General features: G+C 55.6%; 20 protein-coding genes. 10 read left to right on the forward strand and 10 right to left on the reverse strand.

From position 1 onward, the window contains the following. Both cpxA and cpxR read right to left on the reverse strand, forming a co-directional pair. Positions 1 to 1374, reverse strand: coding sequence for an envelope stress sensor histidine kinase CpxA (gene cpxA, locus LRS40_RS07315; protein WP_142487580.1), 1374 nt, complete (start codon positions 1372 to 1374; stop codon positions 1 to 3). Then, positions 1371 to 2069: an envelope stress response regulator transcription factor CpxR gene (gene cpxR, locus LRS40_RS07320; RefSeq protein WP_106995771.1), complete on the reverse strand. Its 699-nt coding sequence runs from the start codon at positions 2067 to 2069 to the stop codon at positions 1371 to 1373. The genes cpxA and cpxR overlap by 4 nt, the downstream gene beginning before the upstream one ends. Before the next feature lie 150 nt (positions 2070 to 2219). On the opposite strand from cpxR, the gene cpxP reads away from it, so the two are divergent. The 6 genes from cpxP (at position 2220) to LRS40_RS07350 (ending at position 8348) form a co-directional block, all read left to right on the forward strand. Continuing rightward, the gene (cpxP, locus tag LRS40_RS07325) at positions 2220 to 2720 is read left to right on the forward strand and encodes a cell-envelope stress modulator CpxP (RefSeq protein ID WP_156264929.1); all 501 of its coding nucleotides are present in this window, start codon (positions 2220 to 2222) and stop codon (positions 2718 to 2720) included. A gap of 153 nt (positions 2721 to 2873) precedes the next feature. After that, positions 2874 to 3779: a CDF family cation-efflux transporter FieF gene (gene fieF, locus LRS40_RS07330; RefSeq protein WP_142487578.1), complete on the forward strand. Its 906-nt coding sequence runs from the start codon at positions 2874 to 2876 to the stop codon at positions 3777 to 3779. Between the two features lie 174 nt (positions 3780 to 3953). Then, positions 3954 to 4916: a 6-phosphofructokinase gene (pfkA, locus tag LRS40_RS07335; RefSeq protein WP_142487577.1), complete on the forward strand. Its 963-nt coding sequence runs from the start codon at positions 3954 to 3956 to the stop codon at positions 4914 to 4916. Between the two features lie 214 nt (positions 4917 to 5130). Next, entirely contained in the window at positions 5131 to 6120 is a 990-nt protein-coding gene (locus LRS40_RS07340; RefSeq protein WP_142487576.1) for a sulfate ABC transporter substrate-binding protein, read from the forward strand. 106 nt (positions 6121 to 6226) lie between these two features. Further along, the gene (locus tag LRS40_RS07345) at positions 6227 to 6970 is read left to right on the forward strand and encodes a CDP-diacylglycerol diphosphatase (RefSeq protein WP_142487575.1); all 744 of its coding nucleotides are present in this window, start codon (positions 6227 to 6229) and stop codon (positions 6968 to 6970) included. Between the two features lie 73 nt (positions 6971 to 7043). Then, the gene (locus tag LRS40_RS07350) at positions 7044 to 8348 is read left to right on the forward strand and encodes an SLC13 family permease (RefSeq protein WP_142487574.1); all 1305 of its coding nucleotides are present in this window, start codon (positions 7044 to 7046) and stop codon (positions 8346 to 8348) included. An 82-nt stretch (positions 8349 to 8430) separates the two neighbouring features. Here the strand turns inward: LRS40_RS07350 and tpiA are convergent, their stop codons facing one another. After that, positions 8431 to 9198 (reverse strand): triose-phosphate isomerase, encoded by a 768-nt coding sequence (gene tpiA / locus LRS40_RS07355; RefSeq protein ID WP_106995778.1) that lies wholly within the window; start codon positions 9196 to 9198, stop codon positions 8431 to 8433. Between the two features lie 110 nt (positions 9199 to 9308). Further along, positions 9309 to 9905 carry a DUF1454 family protein gene (locus LRS40_RS07360; protein ID WP_231313419.1) on the reverse strand — a complete coding sequence of 199 codons (597 nt, stop codon included), beginning with the start codon at positions 9903 to 9905 and terminating at the stop codon, positions 9309 to 9311. Between the two features lie 112 nt (positions 9906 to 10017). Here LRS40_RS07360 and LRS40_RS07365 point away from each other — a divergent pair, with 112 nt between their 5' ends. Next, complete coding sequence (locus LRS40_RS07365) at positions 10018 to 10437, forward strand: DUF805 domain-containing protein (protein ID WP_142487572.1); 420 nt, start codon at positions 10018 to 10020, stop codon at positions 10435 to 10437. Here the strand turns inward: LRS40_RS07365 and fpr are convergent, their stop codons facing one another. The 4 genes from fpr to LRS40_RS07385 form a co-directional block, all read right to left on the reverse strand. Next, entirely contained in the window at positions 10438 to 11184 is a 747-nt protein-coding gene (fpr, locus tag LRS40_RS07370; RefSeq protein WP_156264920.1) for a ferredoxin--NADP(+) reductase, read from the reverse strand. Between the two features lie 96 nt (positions 11185 to 11280). Next, positions 11281 to 12291: a class II fructose-bisphosphatase gene (gene glpX, locus LRS40_RS07375; RefSeq protein WP_142487570.1), complete on the reverse strand. Its 1011-nt coding sequence runs from the start codon at positions 12289 to 12291 to the stop codon at positions 11281 to 11283. Between the two features lie 106 nt (positions 12292 to 12397). Then, entirely contained in the window at positions 12398 to 13909 is a 1512-nt protein-coding gene (glpK, locus tag LRS40_RS07380) for a glycerol kinase GlpK (protein WP_142487569.1), read from the reverse strand. A gap of 21 nt (positions 13910 to 13930) precedes the next feature. Continuing rightward, a complete protein-coding gene (locus LRS40_RS07385) occupies positions 13931 to 14776 on the reverse strand; it encodes an MIP/aquaporin family protein (protein WP_231313421.1) in 846 nt (281 codons plus the stop codon). Between the two features lie 403 nt (positions 14777 to 15179). On the opposite strand from LRS40_RS07385, the gene zapB reads away from it, so the two are divergent. The 3 genes from zapB to LRS40_RS07400 all read left to right on the forward strand — a co-directional run bounded on the left by zapB (position 15180) and on the right by LRS40_RS07400 (position 16870). Continuing rightward, positions 15180 to 15419: a septal ring assembly protein ZapB gene (gene zapB, locus LRS40_RS07390; RefSeq protein WP_142487567.1), complete on the forward strand. Its 240-nt coding sequence runs from the start codon at positions 15180 to 15182 to the stop codon at positions 15417 to 15419. A 163-nt stretch (positions 15420 to 15582) separates the two neighbouring features. Continuing rightward, positions 15583 to 16280, forward strand: a protein-coding gene (locus LRS40_RS07395) for an IS1 family transposase (RefSeq protein ID WP_223216367.1) whose coding sequence is annotated in 2 segments (ribosomal slippage) — positions 15583 to 15832 and positions 15832 to 16280 — 699 coding nt in all. Because the reading frame shifts where the segments join, the coding sequence is not laid out codon by codon here. 194 nt (positions 16281 to 16474) lie between these two features. Beyond that, positions 16475 to 16870, forward strand: coding sequence for a hypothetical protein (locus tag LRS40_RS07400; protein WP_231313422.1), 396 nt, complete (start codon positions 16475 to 16477; stop codon positions 16868 to 16870). A 36-nt stretch (positions 16871 to 16906) separates the two neighbouring features. Here the strand turns inward: LRS40_RS07400 and rraA are convergent, their stop codons facing one another. Next, entirely contained in the window at positions 16907 to 17392 is a 486-nt protein-coding gene (gene rraA, locus LRS40_RS07405; RefSeq protein WP_142487566.1) for a ribonuclease E activity regulator RraA, read from the reverse strand. 92 nt (positions 17393 to 17484) lie between these two features. Then, the gene (menA, locus tag LRS40_RS07410; protein ID WP_231313423.1) at positions 17485 to 18405 is read right to left on the reverse strand and encodes a 1,4-dihydroxy-2-naphthoate polyprenyltransferase; all 921 of its coding nucleotides are present in this window, start codon (positions 18403 to 18405) and stop codon (positions 17485 to 17487) included. Between the last annotated feature and the right edge of the window lie 30 nt (positions 18406 to 18435).

The following is an 18435-nucleotide window of genomic DNA, read 5'->3' on the forward strand; positions in this document are numbered from 1 at the left end:
CTACGATCGTTTGTACAACGGCAACCAGAGCGTTAACCGTAATCCGCCCAGCGGGCTGTCGTCGGCTTTCACCCAGCCGCGGTGCTGCTGAATGGCGGTTTCGACAATCGCCAGGCCCAGCCCGGTACCGCCAGATTCCCTGTCGCGTGCCTCATCGGTACGATAGAACGGACGGAAAATCTGCTCGCGATCTTCCGGGCTCACGCCAGGACCATCGTCATCGACGTTGATGGTGATACCGTCTTTATCCACCGAGAACGCCACCTCGATTTTGGTATGCGAGTAGCGCAGGGCGTTACGCACGATATTTTCCAGCGCGCTTTCCAGCGTATTGGGGTTACCGTACAGCGGCCATGGCCCCGGTGGGAAGTTAACCGTAAAGGATTTCCCCATCTGCTCGGCTTCGAATGCCGCGTTATCCAGCACCTCATGCCACAGGTGGTTAGCTTTCACCGTTTCGCTCACCAGCGCGTTTTTCTGCTGATTGCGAGACATCACCAGCAGGTCATTGATCATGCTGTCCAGACGATGCGCTTCCGTTTCGATACGCTCCAGCTCTTTGCTCTCTCCGCCGCGGCGGCGCAGCAGGGCGGTGCCCAGTTGCAGACGCGTCAGCGGAGTGCGCAGTTCGTGGGAGATATCAGAGAGCAGACGCTGCTGTGTGGTCATCATCCGCTCCAGCGCCGTCACCATCTGGTTGAAGCTGGCACCCGCCGCCAGGAACTCCTGCGGCCCGGCTTCCAGTTCCGGGTGCTGCCGCAGGTTACCCTGCGCCACTTCATCCGCGGCGTTTTTCAACTTACGCGCCGGTTTCGCCAGGCTCCACGCCAGCCACAGCAGCAGCGGTGAACTCACCAGCATAGTGACAATTAAGAGCAGCAGCGGGCGGTCAAACAGCAGGTTGATAAAGTCGGACTGGGAGTTGCTCGCCGGACGAATCAGATAGAGCTGGTAGTTATCTTCCCCGTCATTGACGGAGAATGGCCCCACCATCTCTACCCGACCATATTTTTTCTTTTGCGGATGATCGGCGTTATCCGCCTGGCCAATGAAGTTGCGGATGATCTGCATTTCATTACGGTCGGCGCCGATCACGCGGCCTTCGCTGGTGACCAGCAGCAGGCGTTGCCCCGGCGGCGCCCATTTTTCGATAGCGCGAAACAGCCTGCGCCACCACATCAAATCATTGGGCGGATCGATGGCCAGCTCTGCTTCTACGTGCTGCTCGATCATCACACCCTGACGTTGCTCGCTGTCGAGGAGCTCCGTCATCTGGCGTGAGTCGAGTTTGGGTAACATCAAAACCAGCATTAACACCAGTGCCAGCGTCAGCCAGAAGATGGCGAAGATGCGGGCGGTTAAGCTGCCTATCATGAAGCGGACACCATCAGATAGCCGCGTCCGCGCAGGGTTTTAAACCACGGGTGACCATCCTTGCGCTCCGGTAATTTGCGGCGCAGGTTGGAGATGTGCATATCAATGGCACGGTCGAACGGGGTCAGGCGCTTACCCAGCACTTCCTGGCTCAGATGTTCACGCGATACCACCTGGCCCAGATGCTGCGCCAGCAGATAAAGCAGGGTGAATTCGGTGCCGGTCAGCTCCAGCGCCTGGCCGTCGAAACTGGCCTCCTGGCGGCCCGGATTGAGGCTCAGGGAATCCACTTCAAGTGTTGGCGAACCGTTGTCGGTGTTCTGCTGCTGCTCGCTCCAGTGGGAACGACGCAGGATCGCCCGAATACGTGCCACCAGCTCCCGGTCGTTAAACGGCTTAGGCAGATAGTCATCGGCACCCAGCTCAAGGCCCAGCACGCGATCGAGTTCGCTGCCGCGCGCGGTCAGCATAATTACAGGGGTCTGGTGAGTCTGGCGCAGCTCTTTAAGGGTGTCGATGCCGTTCTTCTTCGGCATCATGACGTCGAGCAAAAGCAAGTCGATGCTATCGTCGAGTTGACTCAGCGCCTGCTCCCCGTCATGGGCCACCGACACGTCAAAGCCTTCCATGTCGAGCAACTCCTTTAAAAGGGATGTCAGCTCTCGGTCATCATCAACTAACAGGATTTTATTCATTGTTTAAATACCTCCGAGGCAGAAATTACGTCATCAAGGCTCTCTAATCCATGACTTTACGTTGTTTTACACCCCCTGACGCATGTTTGCAGCCTGAATCGTAGACTGGTTCTCGTTGAATCGCGACACGAAAGATTTTGGGAGTAAGTGATGCGCAAAGTTACCGCTGCCGTCATGGCCTCAACGCTGGCGTTTAGTGCATTTAGCCAGGCTGCTGGAGTCATCACCGGCGATAACCGCTCCTCAACGGAGGGCATCGCGCAGCAGAGTGGCCAAGGCCATATGTTCGACGGCATAAGTTTAACCGAACATCAGCGTCAACAGATGCGAGATCTGATGCAGCGGGCTCGACATGACCAGCCCCCTGTTAATGTTAGCGAAATGGAGACAATGCATCGCCTTGTCACCGCAGAAAATTTTGACGAGAACGCTGTGCGCGCTCAGGCAGACAAAATGGCGCAGGAGCAGGTTGCCCGACAGGTCGAAATGGCTAAAGTCCGCAACCAGATGTTCCACCTGCTAACGCCCGAGCAGCAAGCGGTTTTGAACCAGAAACACCAGCAACGTATGGATCAGTTGCGTGAGGTTGCACGGATGCAGAAGAACGCTGAATCGACGCTTTTTAGTAGCAATACCCGTAGTAACCAGTAGACCCTGTTTTCCTTGCCATAGACACCATCCCTGTCTTCCCCCTCATGATGAGGGGGTTTTTTTTGCCCGTCATTCAAACGTAGTAACCGTTTATTCATCTTAATGACTCCTCTGCATCCGTTATACTAGCGGCATAGCATGACAGGAGTGTTTATGAATCAATCCTATGGGCGGCTGGTAAGCCGGGCCGCATTGGCTGCGACGATCATGGCGTCGTGCCTGTTAGTGATTAAAATTTTTGCGTGGTGGTATACCGGTTCAGTCAGTATTCTGGCGGCGCTGGTCGATTCGCTGGTGGATATTGCCGCTTCGCTCACTAACCTGTGGGTGGTGCGCTACTCGCTGCAGCCGGCGGATGAAGAGCATACCTTTGGTCACGGCAAAGCCGAGTCGCTGGCGGCGCTGGCACAAAGCATGTTTATTTCCGGTTCGGCGCTGTTCCTCTTTTTGACCGGTATTCAGCATCTGTATACCCCGTCACCGATGAAAGATCCGGGCGTGGGCGTTGTCGTCACGGTTATTGCACTTATTAGCACATTGATTCTGGTAACGTTCCAGCGCTGGGTTGTGCGCAAAACGCAAAGTCAGGCGGTACGGGCCGATATGCTTCATTATCAGTCTGATGTTATGATGAACGGCGCGATCCTGATTGCGCTCGGTCTGGCCTGGTATGGCTGGCATCGGGCCGATGCGCTATTTGCGTTAGGGATTGGCTTTTATATTTTATACAGTGCGTTGCGCATGGGGTACGATGCGGTGCAATCGCTTCTCGATCGCGCCTTGCCAGACGCAGAACGGCATGAAATCTTCGAAATTGTGACCTCCTGGCCCGGCGTCAGCGGCGCTCACGATCTTCGCACGCGGCAGTCAGGGCCGACCCGCTTTATTCAGATTCATTTAGAAATGGAAGATAACCTGCCGCTGGTTCAGGCACATCTGGTGGCTGAGCAGGTTGAGCAGGCGATTTTGCAGCGTTTCCCGGGGTCAGACGTCATTATTCACCAGGATCCCTGTTCAGTCGTACCTAAGCCAGGCAATGGACATTTTGAGCTTTCGTAATTCGTTGTAAAAAAGTGAACCGGGCCAGCATTTTGTGGAAAAATAACCGCCATATGGCCTGACCTGAATCAATTCAGCTGGAAGTGATTGATATACTATTTGCAGTATTCGTTGGTCGTCAGAAGTCTTCCGGCAACAGATTTCATTTTTGCATTCCTAAGTTCAGAGGTAGTCATGATTAAGAAAATCGGTGTGTTGACAAGCGGCGGTGATGCGCCCGGCATGAACGCAGCAATTCGTGGTGTAGTTCGTGCTGCGTTGACGGAAGGTCTGGAAGTTTTTGGTATCTATGACGGTTATCTGGGCCTGTATGAAGATCGCATGGTGCAGCTCGACCGCTACAGCGTGTCCGACATGATTAACCGCGGCGGTACCTTCCTGGGTTCCGCTCGTTTCCCGGAATTCCGCGATGACCGCATCCGTGAAGTGGCTATCGAAAACATGAAAAAACGCGGCCTCGACGCGCTGGTCGTTATCGGTGGTGACGGTTCCTATATGGGCGCCAAACGTCTGACCGAAATGGGCTTCCCGTGCATCGGTCTGCCTGGCACCATCGACAATGACATCAAAGGTACCGACTACACCATCGGCTACTTCACTGCCCTGGGCACCGTGGTTGAAGCGATTGACCGCCTGCGCGACACCTCTTCTTCTCACCAGCGTATCTCTATCGTTGAAGTAATGGGCCGCTACTGTGGCGACCTGACTCTGGCTGCGGCGATTGCCGGTGGCTGTGAGTTTGTCGTGGTTCCGGAAGTGGAATTCAGCCGTGAAGACCTGGTTGCGGAAATCAAAGCCGGTATCGCGAAAGGTAAGAAACACGCCATCGTAGCCATCACCGAGCACATCTGCGACGTTGACGAGCTGGCGAAGTACATCGAAACCGAAACCAAACGCGAAACCCGCGCCACCGTTCTCGGCCACATCCAGCGCGGCGGCTCCCCGGGTCCTTACGACCGTATCCTGGCCTCCCGTATGGGTGCGTACGCGATTGAACTGCTGCAGCAGGGCTTCGGCGGTCGTTGCGTCGGCATTCAGAACGAAAAACTGGTTCACCATGACATCATCGACGCTATCGAAAACATGAAGCGTCCGTTCAAAGGTGACTGGCTGGACTGCGCGAAAAAACTGTACTAATCAGCTGATTGTTGCCGGGTGGCGGCTACGCCTTACCCGCCCTACAAAAGCAGGGTCCGTAGGCCCGGTAAGCGAAGCGCCACCGGGCTTTTTTGTGTCTACAATACCGCTTTTTATTCCGTGAAGTTATAGCCAATCTTTTTTTATTCTTTAATCATTGGTTTCCTTTCTGGCACGCTGCATTCATCAAACACAACATTAAGAGAGTGGGACGATGAACAAGTGGGGCGTGGGGTTAACTTTATTGCTGGCATCGACCAGCGTTCTGGCAAAGGATATCCAGTTACTAAACGTGTCTTACGATCCGACACGTGAACTGTACGAACAGTACAACAAAGCGTTTGCCGCACACTGGAAACAGGAAACCGGCGATAACGTGGTGATCCGTCAGTCGCACGGTGGCTCCGGCAAGCAGGCGACCTCGGTGATTAACGGTATTGAAGCCGATGTCGTGACTCTGGCGCTGGCGTACGACGTGGACGCGATTGCGGAACGCGGTCGTATCGATAAAAACTGGATCAAACGTCTGCCAGACAACTCTGCGCCATACACCTCCACCATCGTTTTCCTGGTGCGTAAAGGCAACCCGAAACAGATCCACGACTGGAACGACCTGATTAAGCCGGGCGTTTCCGTGATTACCCCGAACCCGAAAAGCTCCGGCGGCGCGCGCTGGAACTATCTTGCAGCCTGGGGCTACGCCCTGCACCACAACAATGGCGATCAGGCCAAAGCCCAGGACTTCGTGAAATCGCTGTTTAAAAACGTTGAAGTGCTGGACTCCGGCGCGCGTGGCGCAACCAACACCTTTGTTGAACGCGGCATTGGCGATGTGCTGATTGCATGGGAAAACGAAGCGCTGCTGGCGACCAACGAGCTGGGTAAAGACAAGTTTGAAATCGTGACCCCAAGTGAATCGATTCTGGCTGAGCCGACCGTCTCTGTGGTCGACAAAGTGGCGGATAAGAAAGGCACCCAGGCCGTGGCGGAAGCCTACCTGAAGTACCTTTACACCCCGGAAGGTCAGGAGATCGCCGCGAAGAATTTCTATCGTCCACGTGATGAAGCGGTGGCGAAGAAGTATGAGAACGAATTCCCGAAACTGAAGCTGTTCACTATCGATGAAGAGTTTGGCGGCTGGACCAAAGCGCAGAAAGATCACTTCTCGAATGGCGGCACCTTCGATCAGATCAGCAAACGTTAATCACCCATAGCGTTTAAAAAGCCCGGCAGAATCATACTGCCGGGCTTTTTTGTTTGTCATCAAAGTGCGTTACTCTTTTGGTTCAACCGGATACAGGGAACGCGTTGTGAAAAAAATAATTGTGCTGGCACTGATCCTCATCGCGCTTGCCGCGGGGGGCTGGTTCTGGATGAAGTCGGGTAACCCAAACGCATTACGGCATATCGTTCTCGACCAGTGTGTACCCAATCAGATGCAAAACCGTAACCCGGCGCCCTGTGTCCTGGTGAAGAGGGATGCGGGATATGTGGTATTCAAAGACCGCAACGGCCCCCTGCAATATCTTCTGATGCCAACGTACCGCATCAACGGCACCGAAAGCCCGCTTCTGACTGAGGCCTATACGCCGAACTTCTTCTGGCTGGCGTGGCAGTCGCGCAACTTTATGAGCATGAAGCGGGGTGCCAAAGTGCCTGACAGCGCCATTTCCCTGACCATTAACTCCCCAACGGGCCGTACGCAAAATCATTTTCATATCCATATCTCGTGCCTGCGGCCGGACGTGCGCGAGAAGCTCAATACTCATCAGGGGCAAATCAGCACCCAATGGCTGCCGTTTCCCGGTGGGCTGAAAGGGCACGAGTATCTGGCGCGTCGGGTGACGGAAGCGGAGCTGGTGAAACGCAGCCCATTTATGATGCTGGCAGAAGAGCTGCCGGAAGCGCGCGACCATATGGGACGCTTTGCGCTGGCGATGGCGCAGCAGGCGGACGGCTCTTTTGTCCTGCTGGCGACCGAGCGCAATCTGCTGACGTTCAACCTGGCCTCCGCTGAGGAATTGCAGGATCATCAATGTCATATCCTGAATTGACCCCACCATAAATAGCGTTTACTCCCGCTGCCTGCCGCCGTAGACTTGCTGAAAAATTCTACAGGAGACAGGCATGTCGCTCTGGATCACTCACCCGCTGTTTCTGCCCTCGCTGATTATCGTCGTCACCATCATCCTGTGGGCGACCTCGCTGTTGCCGGAATTCCTCACCGCGCTGCTGTTCTTTACCGCAGCGATGATCGCCAAAATTGCGCCGCCGGAGGTGATATTCGGCGGGTTTGCCTCGTCGGCATTCTGGCTGGTGTTCAGCGGGTTTGTGCTGGGCGTGGCGATCCGTAAAACCGGGCTGGCGGACAGAGCCGCGCGGGCGTTGTCGTCCAGGCTGACCGACTCCTGGCCGCTGATGGTGGCCAGCGTCGTGCTGCTTACCTATGCGCTGGCGTTTGTGATGCCCTCTAACATGGGGCGCATCGCGCTGCTGATGCCGATTGTGGCGGCGATGGCGAAGCGGGCGGGCATTGCCGATGGCTCCCGGGCGTGGTTTGGTCTGGCGCTGGCGGTGGGGTTTGGCACCTTCCAGCTGTCGGCCACTATCCTCCCGGCTAACGTACCTAATCTGGTAATGAGCGGGGCGGCGGAAGGGTCGTATGGTATTCATCTCAACTATGTTCCGTACCTGCTGCTGCACACCCCGGTGCTGGGCATTCTCAAGGGCCTGATTCTGATCGGCCTGATCTGCTGGCTGTTTCCCGGCGCCCCCAAACCGGCAAAAGATCTGTCTCCGCCGGAGCCCATGGGCCGTGACGAAAAGCGCCTCGCCTGGCTGCTGGCGGTAGTGCTGGTGATGTGGGTGACGGAGAGCTGGCACGGTATCGGCCCGGCATGGACCGGGCTTGCGGCATCGCTGGTGGTGATGCTGCCGCGAATTGGTTTTATCACCGGCGAGGAGTTCTCGGCCGGGGTGAACATGCGCACCTGTATTTACGTGGCGGGCATTCTCGGGCTGGCGATCACCGTGACGCAGACCGGGATCGGCAGTGCCGTGGGCGAGGCGCTGATGCGGGTGATGCCGCTGGATGCCGACGCGCCCTTCACCAGTTTCCTGGCGTTAACCGGCATCACTACCGCGCTGAATTTTATCATGACCGCCAACGGTGTTCCGGCGCTGTATACCACTCTGGCGCAAAGCTTCTCGGACGCCACCGGCTTCCCGTTATTGTCGGTGATTATGATTCAGGTGCTGGGATACTCCACGCCGCTGCTGCCGTATCAGGCGTCGCCGATAGTGGTGGCGATGGGGCTGGGAAGAGTGCCTGCGCGGGCGGGGATGCTGCTCTGCCTGGCGCTGGCGGTGGCAACCTATCTGGTGCTGCTGCCGCTGGATTATCTGTGGTTTAGTATCCTGGGACGGCTGTAAAAAAGCCCGGTGGCGCTGGCGCTTACCGGGCCTGGAGAACCCTAGGGCGGGTTAGCGAAGCGCCACCCGCCGCAAAGGTTTTTTACGCCTGTTTAGCCGCTTCTGCTGCTTTAACGATCACCGCGAAAGCGTCTGCTTTCAGGGATGCGCCGCCAACCAGCGCGCCGTCGATGTCCGGCTGGGTGAACAGCTCTGCTGCGTTCGCTGCGTTTACGGAACCGCCGTACTGGATGATTACTTGCTCAGCCACTTTCGCGTCTGCTTTAGCAATATGGTCACGGATGAATTTGTGAACCGCCTGAGCCTGAGCTGGGGTTGCAGATTTGCCGGTACCGATCGCCCATACTGGCTCGTAAGCAATGACCGCGCCTTCGAACGCGCTCGCGCCCTGAGTGGTCAGCACTGCGTCGATCTGGCGTGCGCACACTTCTTCAGTTTTGCCCGCTTCGTTTTCAGCTTCGGTTTCACCGATGCACAGAACCGGGATCAGACCCTGCTCTTTCAGTACCGCGAATTTTTTAGCGATGAATTCGTCGGACTCTTTGTGGTAGGTACGACGCTCAGAGTGGCCGATGATGATGTATTTTGCGCCGATATCTTTCAGCATTTCAGCGGAGGTTTCACCGGTGAACGCGCCAGACAGGTTAACGTCAACGTTCTGCGCACCCAGAACGATGTGGCTGCCGTCAGCGGCGTGTTTAGCCATATCCAGGTACATGTCCGGCGGAGCGATCGCAACAGCACAGCCAGTCACGCCAGCCAGCTCTTTACGCAGGTTAGCTACCAGCTCGTTTACCATGTGGCGGCTGCCGTTCAGTTTCCAGTTACCCATCACTAAAGGATGTCGCATTTCAATTCTCCACGCTCAAGAGCGAATTAAGGAATATGGCCACCCGGCTGGGCAGCATGGTCTGTGAATCAGTATAGAGATTTTCCCTCGAAAGGCTTTGCTTTTTGTCATTAATTCGCCCCGCCGAGGGTCTCAGATAACGCCAGCTTAATCGGTTCAACAGCGAAGGTCAGCCCCTTTTCGCCGTTATCTGCCACCACATAGCGAACCGCGCCTTCCGTTTCGGCGTAATAACGTTTGTTTTTACCGGCAGCCAGCAGCTTTTGTAGCCTTTGCTGGCTTTGTGATTTGGTTAACGCCGGGGTGAACGCCCGTAAAATGGCGCTCATATACTCCAGCGCTTTGGCTTTGGCGGCCTTTTGCTCCGGCCCCTGAATCGGCAACCAGGTAATCTGCATACTCTTAATTTTGAGCGTTCCACGCTCCAGCGCCGTTGAGGCGTACAGATTCTCGTTAATCTTGCTGGCGGCACGGGTCAGGTTGGGGGTATCGCGGGCACCATCGATGGCGCGAAACTCATTCAGCGACAGGCCAGGGTTAGCGCTGTTGAAGGCCTCGCGGAACAGGCTAATGGATTGATCAAACGACGGCGCGCCCGGCATCACGTAGGGGGCCGTGGCAGGTGCGGAGGTCTCGGCAGCGCGCAGAGAAACGCTCGCGCACGACAGTGTTAAACCCAGCCAAATAAGGTGAAACCACATCTTCATCAATAAAGTCTCTGAATGTTACTGTCACGATTAAAACGATATCTGGCTGGCTTGTCAAAAGGATGCGACTCCAGGGTAAACTACGCTCCGCAATGATTTTAAGGAACCTGACATGACCATACAGCAGTGGTTGTTTTCATTCAAAGGGCGTATTGGACGCCGTGATTTCTGGATCTGGATTGGCGTATGGATTGTCGCCATGCTGGGTCTGTTTATTTTTGCGAATAACGCGTGGCTGAATACCCAGACGGCGGCATTCGCGCTGGTTTCGCTGCTGTGGCCGACCGCGGCGGTGTTAGTGAAACGTCTGCACGATCGTGGCCGCTCGGGGCTGTGGTCGCTGCTGGTGGTGCTGGCGTGGATGCTGCTGGCAGGCAACTGGTCGATGCTGCCCTCCATGCTGCCGTGGGCGGTTGGCAGGCTGATCCCTACCATTATTTTTGTGATGATTATTGTCGACCTGGGCGCGTTCGTGGGCACCCAGGGCGAGAATAAATACGGTAAAGATACGATCGACGTAAAATACCGCTAATTACCAGTAGTGTTCTGCAGTCATATGGCCCGGACGGCGGCGTAAATGTTTGGTCATCTGCCGGGTCTCTTTCAGCAGCTGTTGAGTGTCGCGCACCATCTGCGGGTTGCCGCACAGCATGACATGGCTGCTTTCGGCCGTCATCGGCAGGCCAACCGCAGCTTCCAGTTCACCGCTTTCAATCAGGGCCGGCACGCGGCCGGTCAGTGAGCCCACCACCGTTTCACGGCTCACCACCGTCTGAATTTTCACTTTCCCTTCATAGCGTTGCTGCAACTCCAGCATCTGCGGCAGGTAGCTCAGGTCCGCGGCATAGCGTGCGGCATGCACCAGCACGATATTTTTAAAACGTTCCAGGTCTTTCCCGTATTGCAGGATCGAAAGGTACGGGCCGATGGCGGTACCGGTCGCCAGCATCCACAGGGTGTCGCAGTCCGGCACTTCATCCAGCACGAAGAAGCCTGCGGCTTCGCTGACTATCTGGATCTCGTCACCGGGTTTGAGGGCCGCCAGGCGCGGGCTAAGTTTGCCATCGGGAACGGTGACAAGATAGAACTCGAGATCCGGGTTATCCGGCGGGTTGACATAGGAGTAGGCGCGCTGCACGCGTTCACCGTCGATTTCCAGCCCCAGCTTGGCGAATTGTCCGGCCGTGAAGGGATGGATGGGCGCATTGACGGTAAGACTAAATAGCGCATCGGTCCAGAACTCTACCTTTTTGACTTTACCTGTTACCCAGTCTGCCATGATGTTCTCCTGTACTGATCTCGGGTTCTATCTTCCTTACCTGAGAGAGAGATTTCCAGCCCGTGCGGGCCGGAAAGCTCAATTGATCAAACGGTTTTACAGAATGTGAGTCTGCACGTCGGGATCTTTGCGGTCGAGATAGTGAATCGACTGGATGCGGCGAATGGTGCGTGATTTACCGCGGATCAGCAGCGTTTCGGTGGTCGCCATATTGCCTTTGCGGGTGATGCCGTCCAGCAGATCGCCTTTGGTGATACCGGTGGCCGAGAAGACGACGTTATCGTTGCGCGCCATATCATCCAGACGCAGCACGGTATTGGCCTCGATGCCCATCGCGGCGCAGCGGGCCAGCTCCTGCTCACCGATACGGCGGTTCTCTTCGCTATCGCCTTTCACTTCATGGCGGGCCAGCAGACGACCCTGCATGTCACCGTCGAGGGCGCGGATCACTGCGGCAGAAACCACCCCTTCCGGCGCGCCGCCGATGCCGTACAGCACGTCCACTTCGCTGTCCGGCATGCAGGTAAGGATGGAGGCTGCCACGTCGCCATCGGGAATAGCAAAGACGCGCACGCCCAGCTGCTGCATATGGGCGATAGTGACATCATGACGCGGTTTGGCCAGGATGGTGACCGTCAGTTCGCTCAGCGGTTTATTGAGCGCGGCGGCGATGTTACGCAGGTTGTCCGCCAGCGGCAGGTTGAGGTCGATAACCCCTTTGGCGCCCGGCCCGACAATCAGCTTCTCCATATACATATCAGGCGCGTTGAGGAAGGTGCCTTTGTCGCCCACGGCCAGTACGGCCAGGGCGTTAGCCTGACCCATGGCGGTCATGCGGGTGCCTTCAATCGGGTCGACGGCGATATCCACCGCGTCTCCCTTGCCGGTCCCGACTTTTTCACCGATAAAAAGCATTGGCGCTTCGTCGATTTCGCCTTCGCCAATCACGATGGTGCCGTCGATATTGACCTGGTTAAGCATAATGCGCATGGCATGGACGGCTGCACCGTCGGCGATATTTTTGTCGCCACGGCCAAGCCACTTGTAGCCCGCCAGAGCGGCGGCTTCGGTCACGCGGGAAAATTCGATAGCAAGTTCACGTTTCATTGGGTACTCGTGCGGTCAAAAGGAATTGCACGAAGTTTATCACAGAGTGGGGTGGGGTGCGGGCTGAGGACCCCTCTCCCCAAAGGGAGAGGGAATGTGAAGTGGATTACGACTCGTCGTGATCTTCCCACGCCAGCGCGCGTTTCACGGCTTTCTTCCAGCCGCTGTAGCGGAAGTTACGCTCGGTGGTTTCGATGCCCGGGCGGAATTCGCGTTCGATGACCGCTTTCTCCTGCAGCTCGTCCAGGTTCTGCCAGAAGCCGACCGCCAGACCGGCAAGGTAAGCCGCCCCCAGCGCCGTCACTTCACGCACTTCCGGACGCTCCACGCGGGTGCCCAGAATGTCGGACTGGAACTGCATCAGGAAATTGTTAGCCACCGCGCCGCCGTCCACGCGCAGGGCGTGGAGACGAATGCCGGAGTCGGCCTGCATCGCTTCCAGCACGTCGCGGGTCTGATAGGCAATTGACTCCAGCGTGGCGCGAATGATGTGGTTCGAGTTCACCCCACGCGTCAGGCCGAAAATCGCCCCGCGAGCATAGGGATCCCAGTACGGCGCGCCCAGCCCGGTAAAGGCCGGTACGACGTACACCCCGTTGGTGTCTTTCACTTTAGTAGCGAAATACTCCGAGTCGAAAGCGTCGCTGATAAGCTTCATCTCATCGCGCAGCCACTGGATAGAGGCTCCGGCCATAAACACCGCGCCTTCGAGGGCGTAATTCACCTCTCCGCGAGGGCCGCAGGCGATAGTGGTCAGCAGGCCATGCTCTGATTTCACCGCCTTCTCGCCGGTATTCATCAGCATGAAGCAGCCGGTGCCGTAGGTGTTTTTCGCCATCCCTTCTTTCACGCACAGCTGGCCAAACAGCGCCGCCTGCTGGTCCCCGGCGATCCCGGCAATCGGAATACGGGTGCCGCCTTTACCGCCGATGTTGGTCTGGCCGTACACTTCAGAGGACTTTCGCACCTGCGGCAGCATGGCACGCGGGATATCCAGCGCGTCCAGCATTTTGTCATCCCAGTCCAGATCGTGGATGTTGAACAGCATGGTGCGCGAGGCGTTGGTGTAGTCGGTAACGTGGACGCGTCCCTGAGTCATCTTCCAGATAAGCCAGGTATCCACCGTGCCGAACAGCAGTTCACCACGTTTGGCACGCTCGCGAGAGCCTTCCACATGGTCAAGGATCCACTTCACCTTGGTGCCGGAGAAGTAAGGGTCCACCACCAGGCCGGTGGCGCTGCGCACGTACTCTTCCATGCCGTCACGCTTGAGCTTCTCGCAGATATCCGCGGTACGGCGGCACTGCCAGACGATGGCGTTATAAATCGGTTTACCGGTTTCGCGTTCCCAGACGATGGCCGTTTCACGCTGGTTGGTGATGCCAATGGCCGCAATCTCGTCGGAACTGATATCGGCTTTCGCCAGCACTTCAACCAGCGTCGAGCTTTGCGAGGCCCAGATTTCCATCGGGTCGTGTTCAACCCAGCCTGGCTTAGGATAGATTTGCTCGAATTCGCGCTGTGACACGCTGACAATGTTCGCGTCATGATCCATAACGACAGCGCGGGAGCTGGTCGTGCCCTGGTCGAGCGCAACGATATATTTTTTGTCGGTCATTTTATGAGTCCCGTAGTCAGATTACAGCGAAGCTTTTGATTCAGTCGGGGAGAGGCTTTTTTTCTCCTCAACCACACAGGTGTCGCACGGCAGATGGCGTCCAATCAGCTTACGATAGCCGAATGCGCCCAGCGATGCCCCAACGATCGGGCCGAACAGCGGCACCAGGAAGTAGGGAATATCTTTCGCACCGGTAAAGGCCACGTTGCCCCAGCCCGCGAAGAAGGCAAAGGTCTTCGGCCCCAGGTCACGTGCCGGGTTCATGGCGAAGCCGGTCAGTGGTCCCATCGATGCGCCGATGACCGCAATCAGTAAACCAATCAGCAGCGGTGCCAGCGGGCCGCGTGGAATGCCGTTGCCGTCATCACCCAGCGCCATGATGACGCCCATCAAGATAGCGGTGATCACCATCTCCACCGCGAAGGCCTGCACAAAGTTAATATGCGGGTTCGGATAGGTTGAGAAGATGCCGGCCAGCTCGAGGCTCTCGGTACTGCCACGCACCATCTGGTGCGTCTGTTCGAAGTCGATAAACAGATTGTAATAGAGCCCGTAAACTAACGCCGCTGCACAAAAGGCACCGGCAAACTGCGCCACAATATAGGGCACAACCTTGCGTTTATCGAAGCAGGCAAACAGCCACAGCGCGATGGTAACCGCAGGGTTAAGATGGGCACCTGAAACACCCGCCGTCAGGTAGATGGCCATCGCCACGCCCAGACCCCAGATCACGCTGATTTCCCACTGCCCAAAGCTGGCGCCCGCTACTTTCAGCGCCGCCACGCATCCTACGCCAAAGAAAATCAACAACCCAGTACCCAGGAACTCTGCGATGCACTGGCCTTTCAAGGTTGATGTTTCACTCATAATCGGATCCTGACAGAAAATTAATGGTTTTTGTCATCGCAGCGATCGTCACTCTTGCCACGATGTCCTGTAGACACAGTGTTAATTTATCGTTAACGAGCAAAAACGAGAAATATCGAAATTAAAATGTGTGTGCCGCGTCAACAAAATGAGCGATAACGCGCCATTAAGTGTGCGTTAGCGTTTATACGCGGAGGCGGGCTGAAGCATTCCATTAACTAAAGTGTTAACAATTTAGGGGTATATGATGCGAACGCACCAGGAGGAGGCTGAAAAGTGTTGCAAACCGCAATCTGCGCGGTCTGCCGCTGGACAGGGAGGGCGGGGCTCCATACAATCGACACCAGGTGTTGTGCGCGTTTACGTCAAAGCGTCGCCTTGCAAATTCAGGAGAGGTAGGATTATGTCTTTAGAAGTGTTTGAGAAACTGGAATCCAAAGTACAGCAGGCGATTGATACCATCACCCTGCTGCAGATGGAAATCGAAGAGCTGAAAGAAAAAAACAACGCGCTGTCGCAGGAAATTCAGACTGCTCAGCAAGGTCGTGAAGAGCTGGAGCGTGAAAACCATCATCTGCGCGAACAGCAGACCGGCTGGCAGGATCGTCTGCACGCCCTGCTGGGACGTATGGAAGAGGTCTAAATCCGAATTCCTGAAAAAGGCATCCACATTGGATGCCTTTTTTATTTTGTGGGAATAAGATCGCTCAACATAGTGCTCACAAGGAATGCGAGATGACTACACGAAGCGGGTAATGGTGCCAACTTACTGATTTAGTGTACGATGGTGTTTTTGAGGTGCTCCCGTGGCTTCCATCTCCATCAGTTGTCCCTCCTGCTCAGCTACTGAAGGCGTGGTGCGTAACGGTAAAAGTACTGCCGGACATCAGCGCTATCTCTGCTCTCACTGCCGTAAAACATGGCAGCTACAGTTCACTTACACCGCCTCTCAGCCCGGTACACACCAGAAAATCATTGATATGGCCATGAATGGTGTTGGATGCCGGGCAACCGCCCGCATTATGGGCGTTGGCCTCAACACGATTTTACGTCACTTAAAAAACTCAGGCCGCAGTCGGTAACCTCGCGCATACAGCCGGGCAGTGATGTGATTGTCTGCGCTGAAATGGACGAACAGTGGGGCTACGTCGGTGCTAAATCACGTCAGCGCTGGCTGTTTTACGCGTATGACAGGATACGGAGGACGGTTGTGGCGCACGTCTTCGGTGAACGCACTCTGGCCACACTGGAGCGTCTTCTGAGCCTGCTGTCGGCCTTTGAGGTCGTGGTATGGATGACGGATGGCTGGCCGCTGTATGAATCCCGCCTGAAGGGAAAGCTGCACGTAATCAGCAAGCGTTACACTCAGCGAATTGAGCGGCATAACCTGAATCTGAGACAACATCTGGCAAGGCTGGGACGGAAGTCACTGTCGTTCTCAAAATCGGTGGAGCTGCATGACAAGGTCATCGGGCATTATCTGAACATAAAACACTATCAGTAAGTTGGAGTCATTACCCGAATTTGGGATTATTATGGCCCTGTTGGTCAATATAAAAATAAAAGCGTGTTACCTCTTTTATTCCCTGATCCTCATGACAAAAAAAGCAAACTTGAGCCGTATTTGGGAAGATTACCTGCATTCATGGACTCAATTGTTCCTGTGGCAAGCCCAGAGTATGTTCGTGAGCTTAGTTTATGAAAAATACTAAAATAATCATTTTTACTATTTTTATCATTGCGATAGGGGTTGGGTACATATACATGGCTGCAAGAGTTTTTAAACCAGAGCGTTATACGCAAGACGATTTCTTTAGCTACCAACTTATGACTCCAGAAGTTCTTAAACGGACTCCTCGGGTATCAAACCAATGGCACTTCCTTAGTCGAACAGATGAGGGAAGTGGCTTAAGATGGAATGAGATAGTTTTTACTAATATAAATAAAAATGATGCCACTGCACTTGCCGAGCAACTCGATACCTGGATAAACAATTATCCGCAACGCCGTGACATAATGAGTGTTTCGATAGAGGAGTCAAATGGGGTGTTAGAGCTACGTGTGATTCGCTATGAGATGGATAAAAACAAATGAAAGAAGGCCTTCTGCATACCAGATGGCCTTCTTTTGCTATTCGATATCCAGCGGATCTTCCGACAGGATAATACCGGTATTATCGGCATACAGATGGTCGCCGGAGAAGAACGTCACTCCGCCGAAATTGACGCGGACGTCGCTTTCGCCAATGCCTTCACCTGCGGCACCCACCGGAATAGCAGCAATTGCCTGAATGCCGATATCCAGCTCTTCAAGGTCGTCCACCTGGCGCACTGCGCCATACACCACCATGCCTTCCCACTCGTTTTGCGTGGCGAGACGGGCAAGTTCTGCATCGATTAATGCGCGACGCACGGAGCCGCCGCCGTCAATCAGCAGAATGCGACCACGGCCGTTCTGTTCGAGCAGATCGTACAGCAACCCGTTGTCCTCAAAACATTTCACCGTGATGATCTGTCCGCCAAACGATGACCGTCCTCCAAAGTTGGAAAACAGCGGTTCTACGACGTTGATATCTTCCTGGTAGATGTCACAAAGCTCAGAGGTATCGTATTTCATAGGCTTAAGGTTCAGTTGCTGCGAGTGATTTCAGTATATCGCGCGAAACGCATTGTTGGCAAAATCATCAATTGTTAATTGATATTTGTCAGCTAGTTCAGCGTCTGGCTGAGCACAATTCCCACCACGAACAACAGGTTAGTAAGCAGTGCCCCTTTTACCGTGCGTTCCAGCATTGGCGGCATGGCCGAGGCGCTCTGTTCGTGGATCACGTACCGCGCCTGTTTGACCAGCAGCGGCGTGGCGAGCACAAACAGCCAGCCCCACAGGCTGTGCAGGGAAAGCAGGTTAAACAACGCCAGACAGAGCAGGGCGCCCATCAGCAGGCAGGCATGGTAGCGGCGCGCATTTACCGGCCCCAGACGGACCGCCAGGGTGTTTTTCCCGTTCAGTCGATCGCTGTCGATATCGCGCAGGTTGTTAATGTTGAGCACCGCCGTCGCCAGCATGCCGCAGGCGGTGGCTGGCAGGAACAGGGCCGGGATCAGGGTATGTGCCTGCAGATACCAACTGCCCATCACGCTCAGCCAGCCGAAGAACACCAGCACCGAAATGTCGCCCAGCCCGATGTATCCGTAAGGGCGGGTGCCGACGGTATAGGTTATCGCCGCAACAATCGCCAGCAGGCCGAGCACGAGGAAGCCAACCGCATCCGCAGGGGTTTTACAGGCCACCAGCACCAGCGCAATCCCGGAGAGACAAATCAGCACCACGGTGATAATCAGCGCCCGCTTCATCTGCTCCTGAGTGATCACCCCTTTCTGCATCCCGCGCAAAGGCCCGATACGGTCGGGTTTATCGCTGCCCTTAACGGCATCGCCATAGTCGTTGGCGAGGTTAGAGAGGATTTGCAGGAGCCCGGCGGTGATCAGCGCCAGCGCAGCCACCAGAGGGTCGAAATGTCCCTGCCACCACGCCAGGGTTGTGCCCACCACAATGGCGGCGAAAGCGAGAGGAAGGGTTTTAGGACGCAGGCTTTCCAGCCAGGCACGCGTACGGCTGATTTTAGTCATAGGATGTTTAGCCAATAAAAATGGGGCTTT

The organism is Leclercia sp. G3L, from assembly GCF_021117075.1.
Taxonomy (GTDB): domain Bacteria; phylum Pseudomonadota; class Gammaproteobacteria; order Enterobacterales; family Enterobacteriaceae; genus Enterobacter; species Enterobacter adecarboxylatus_C.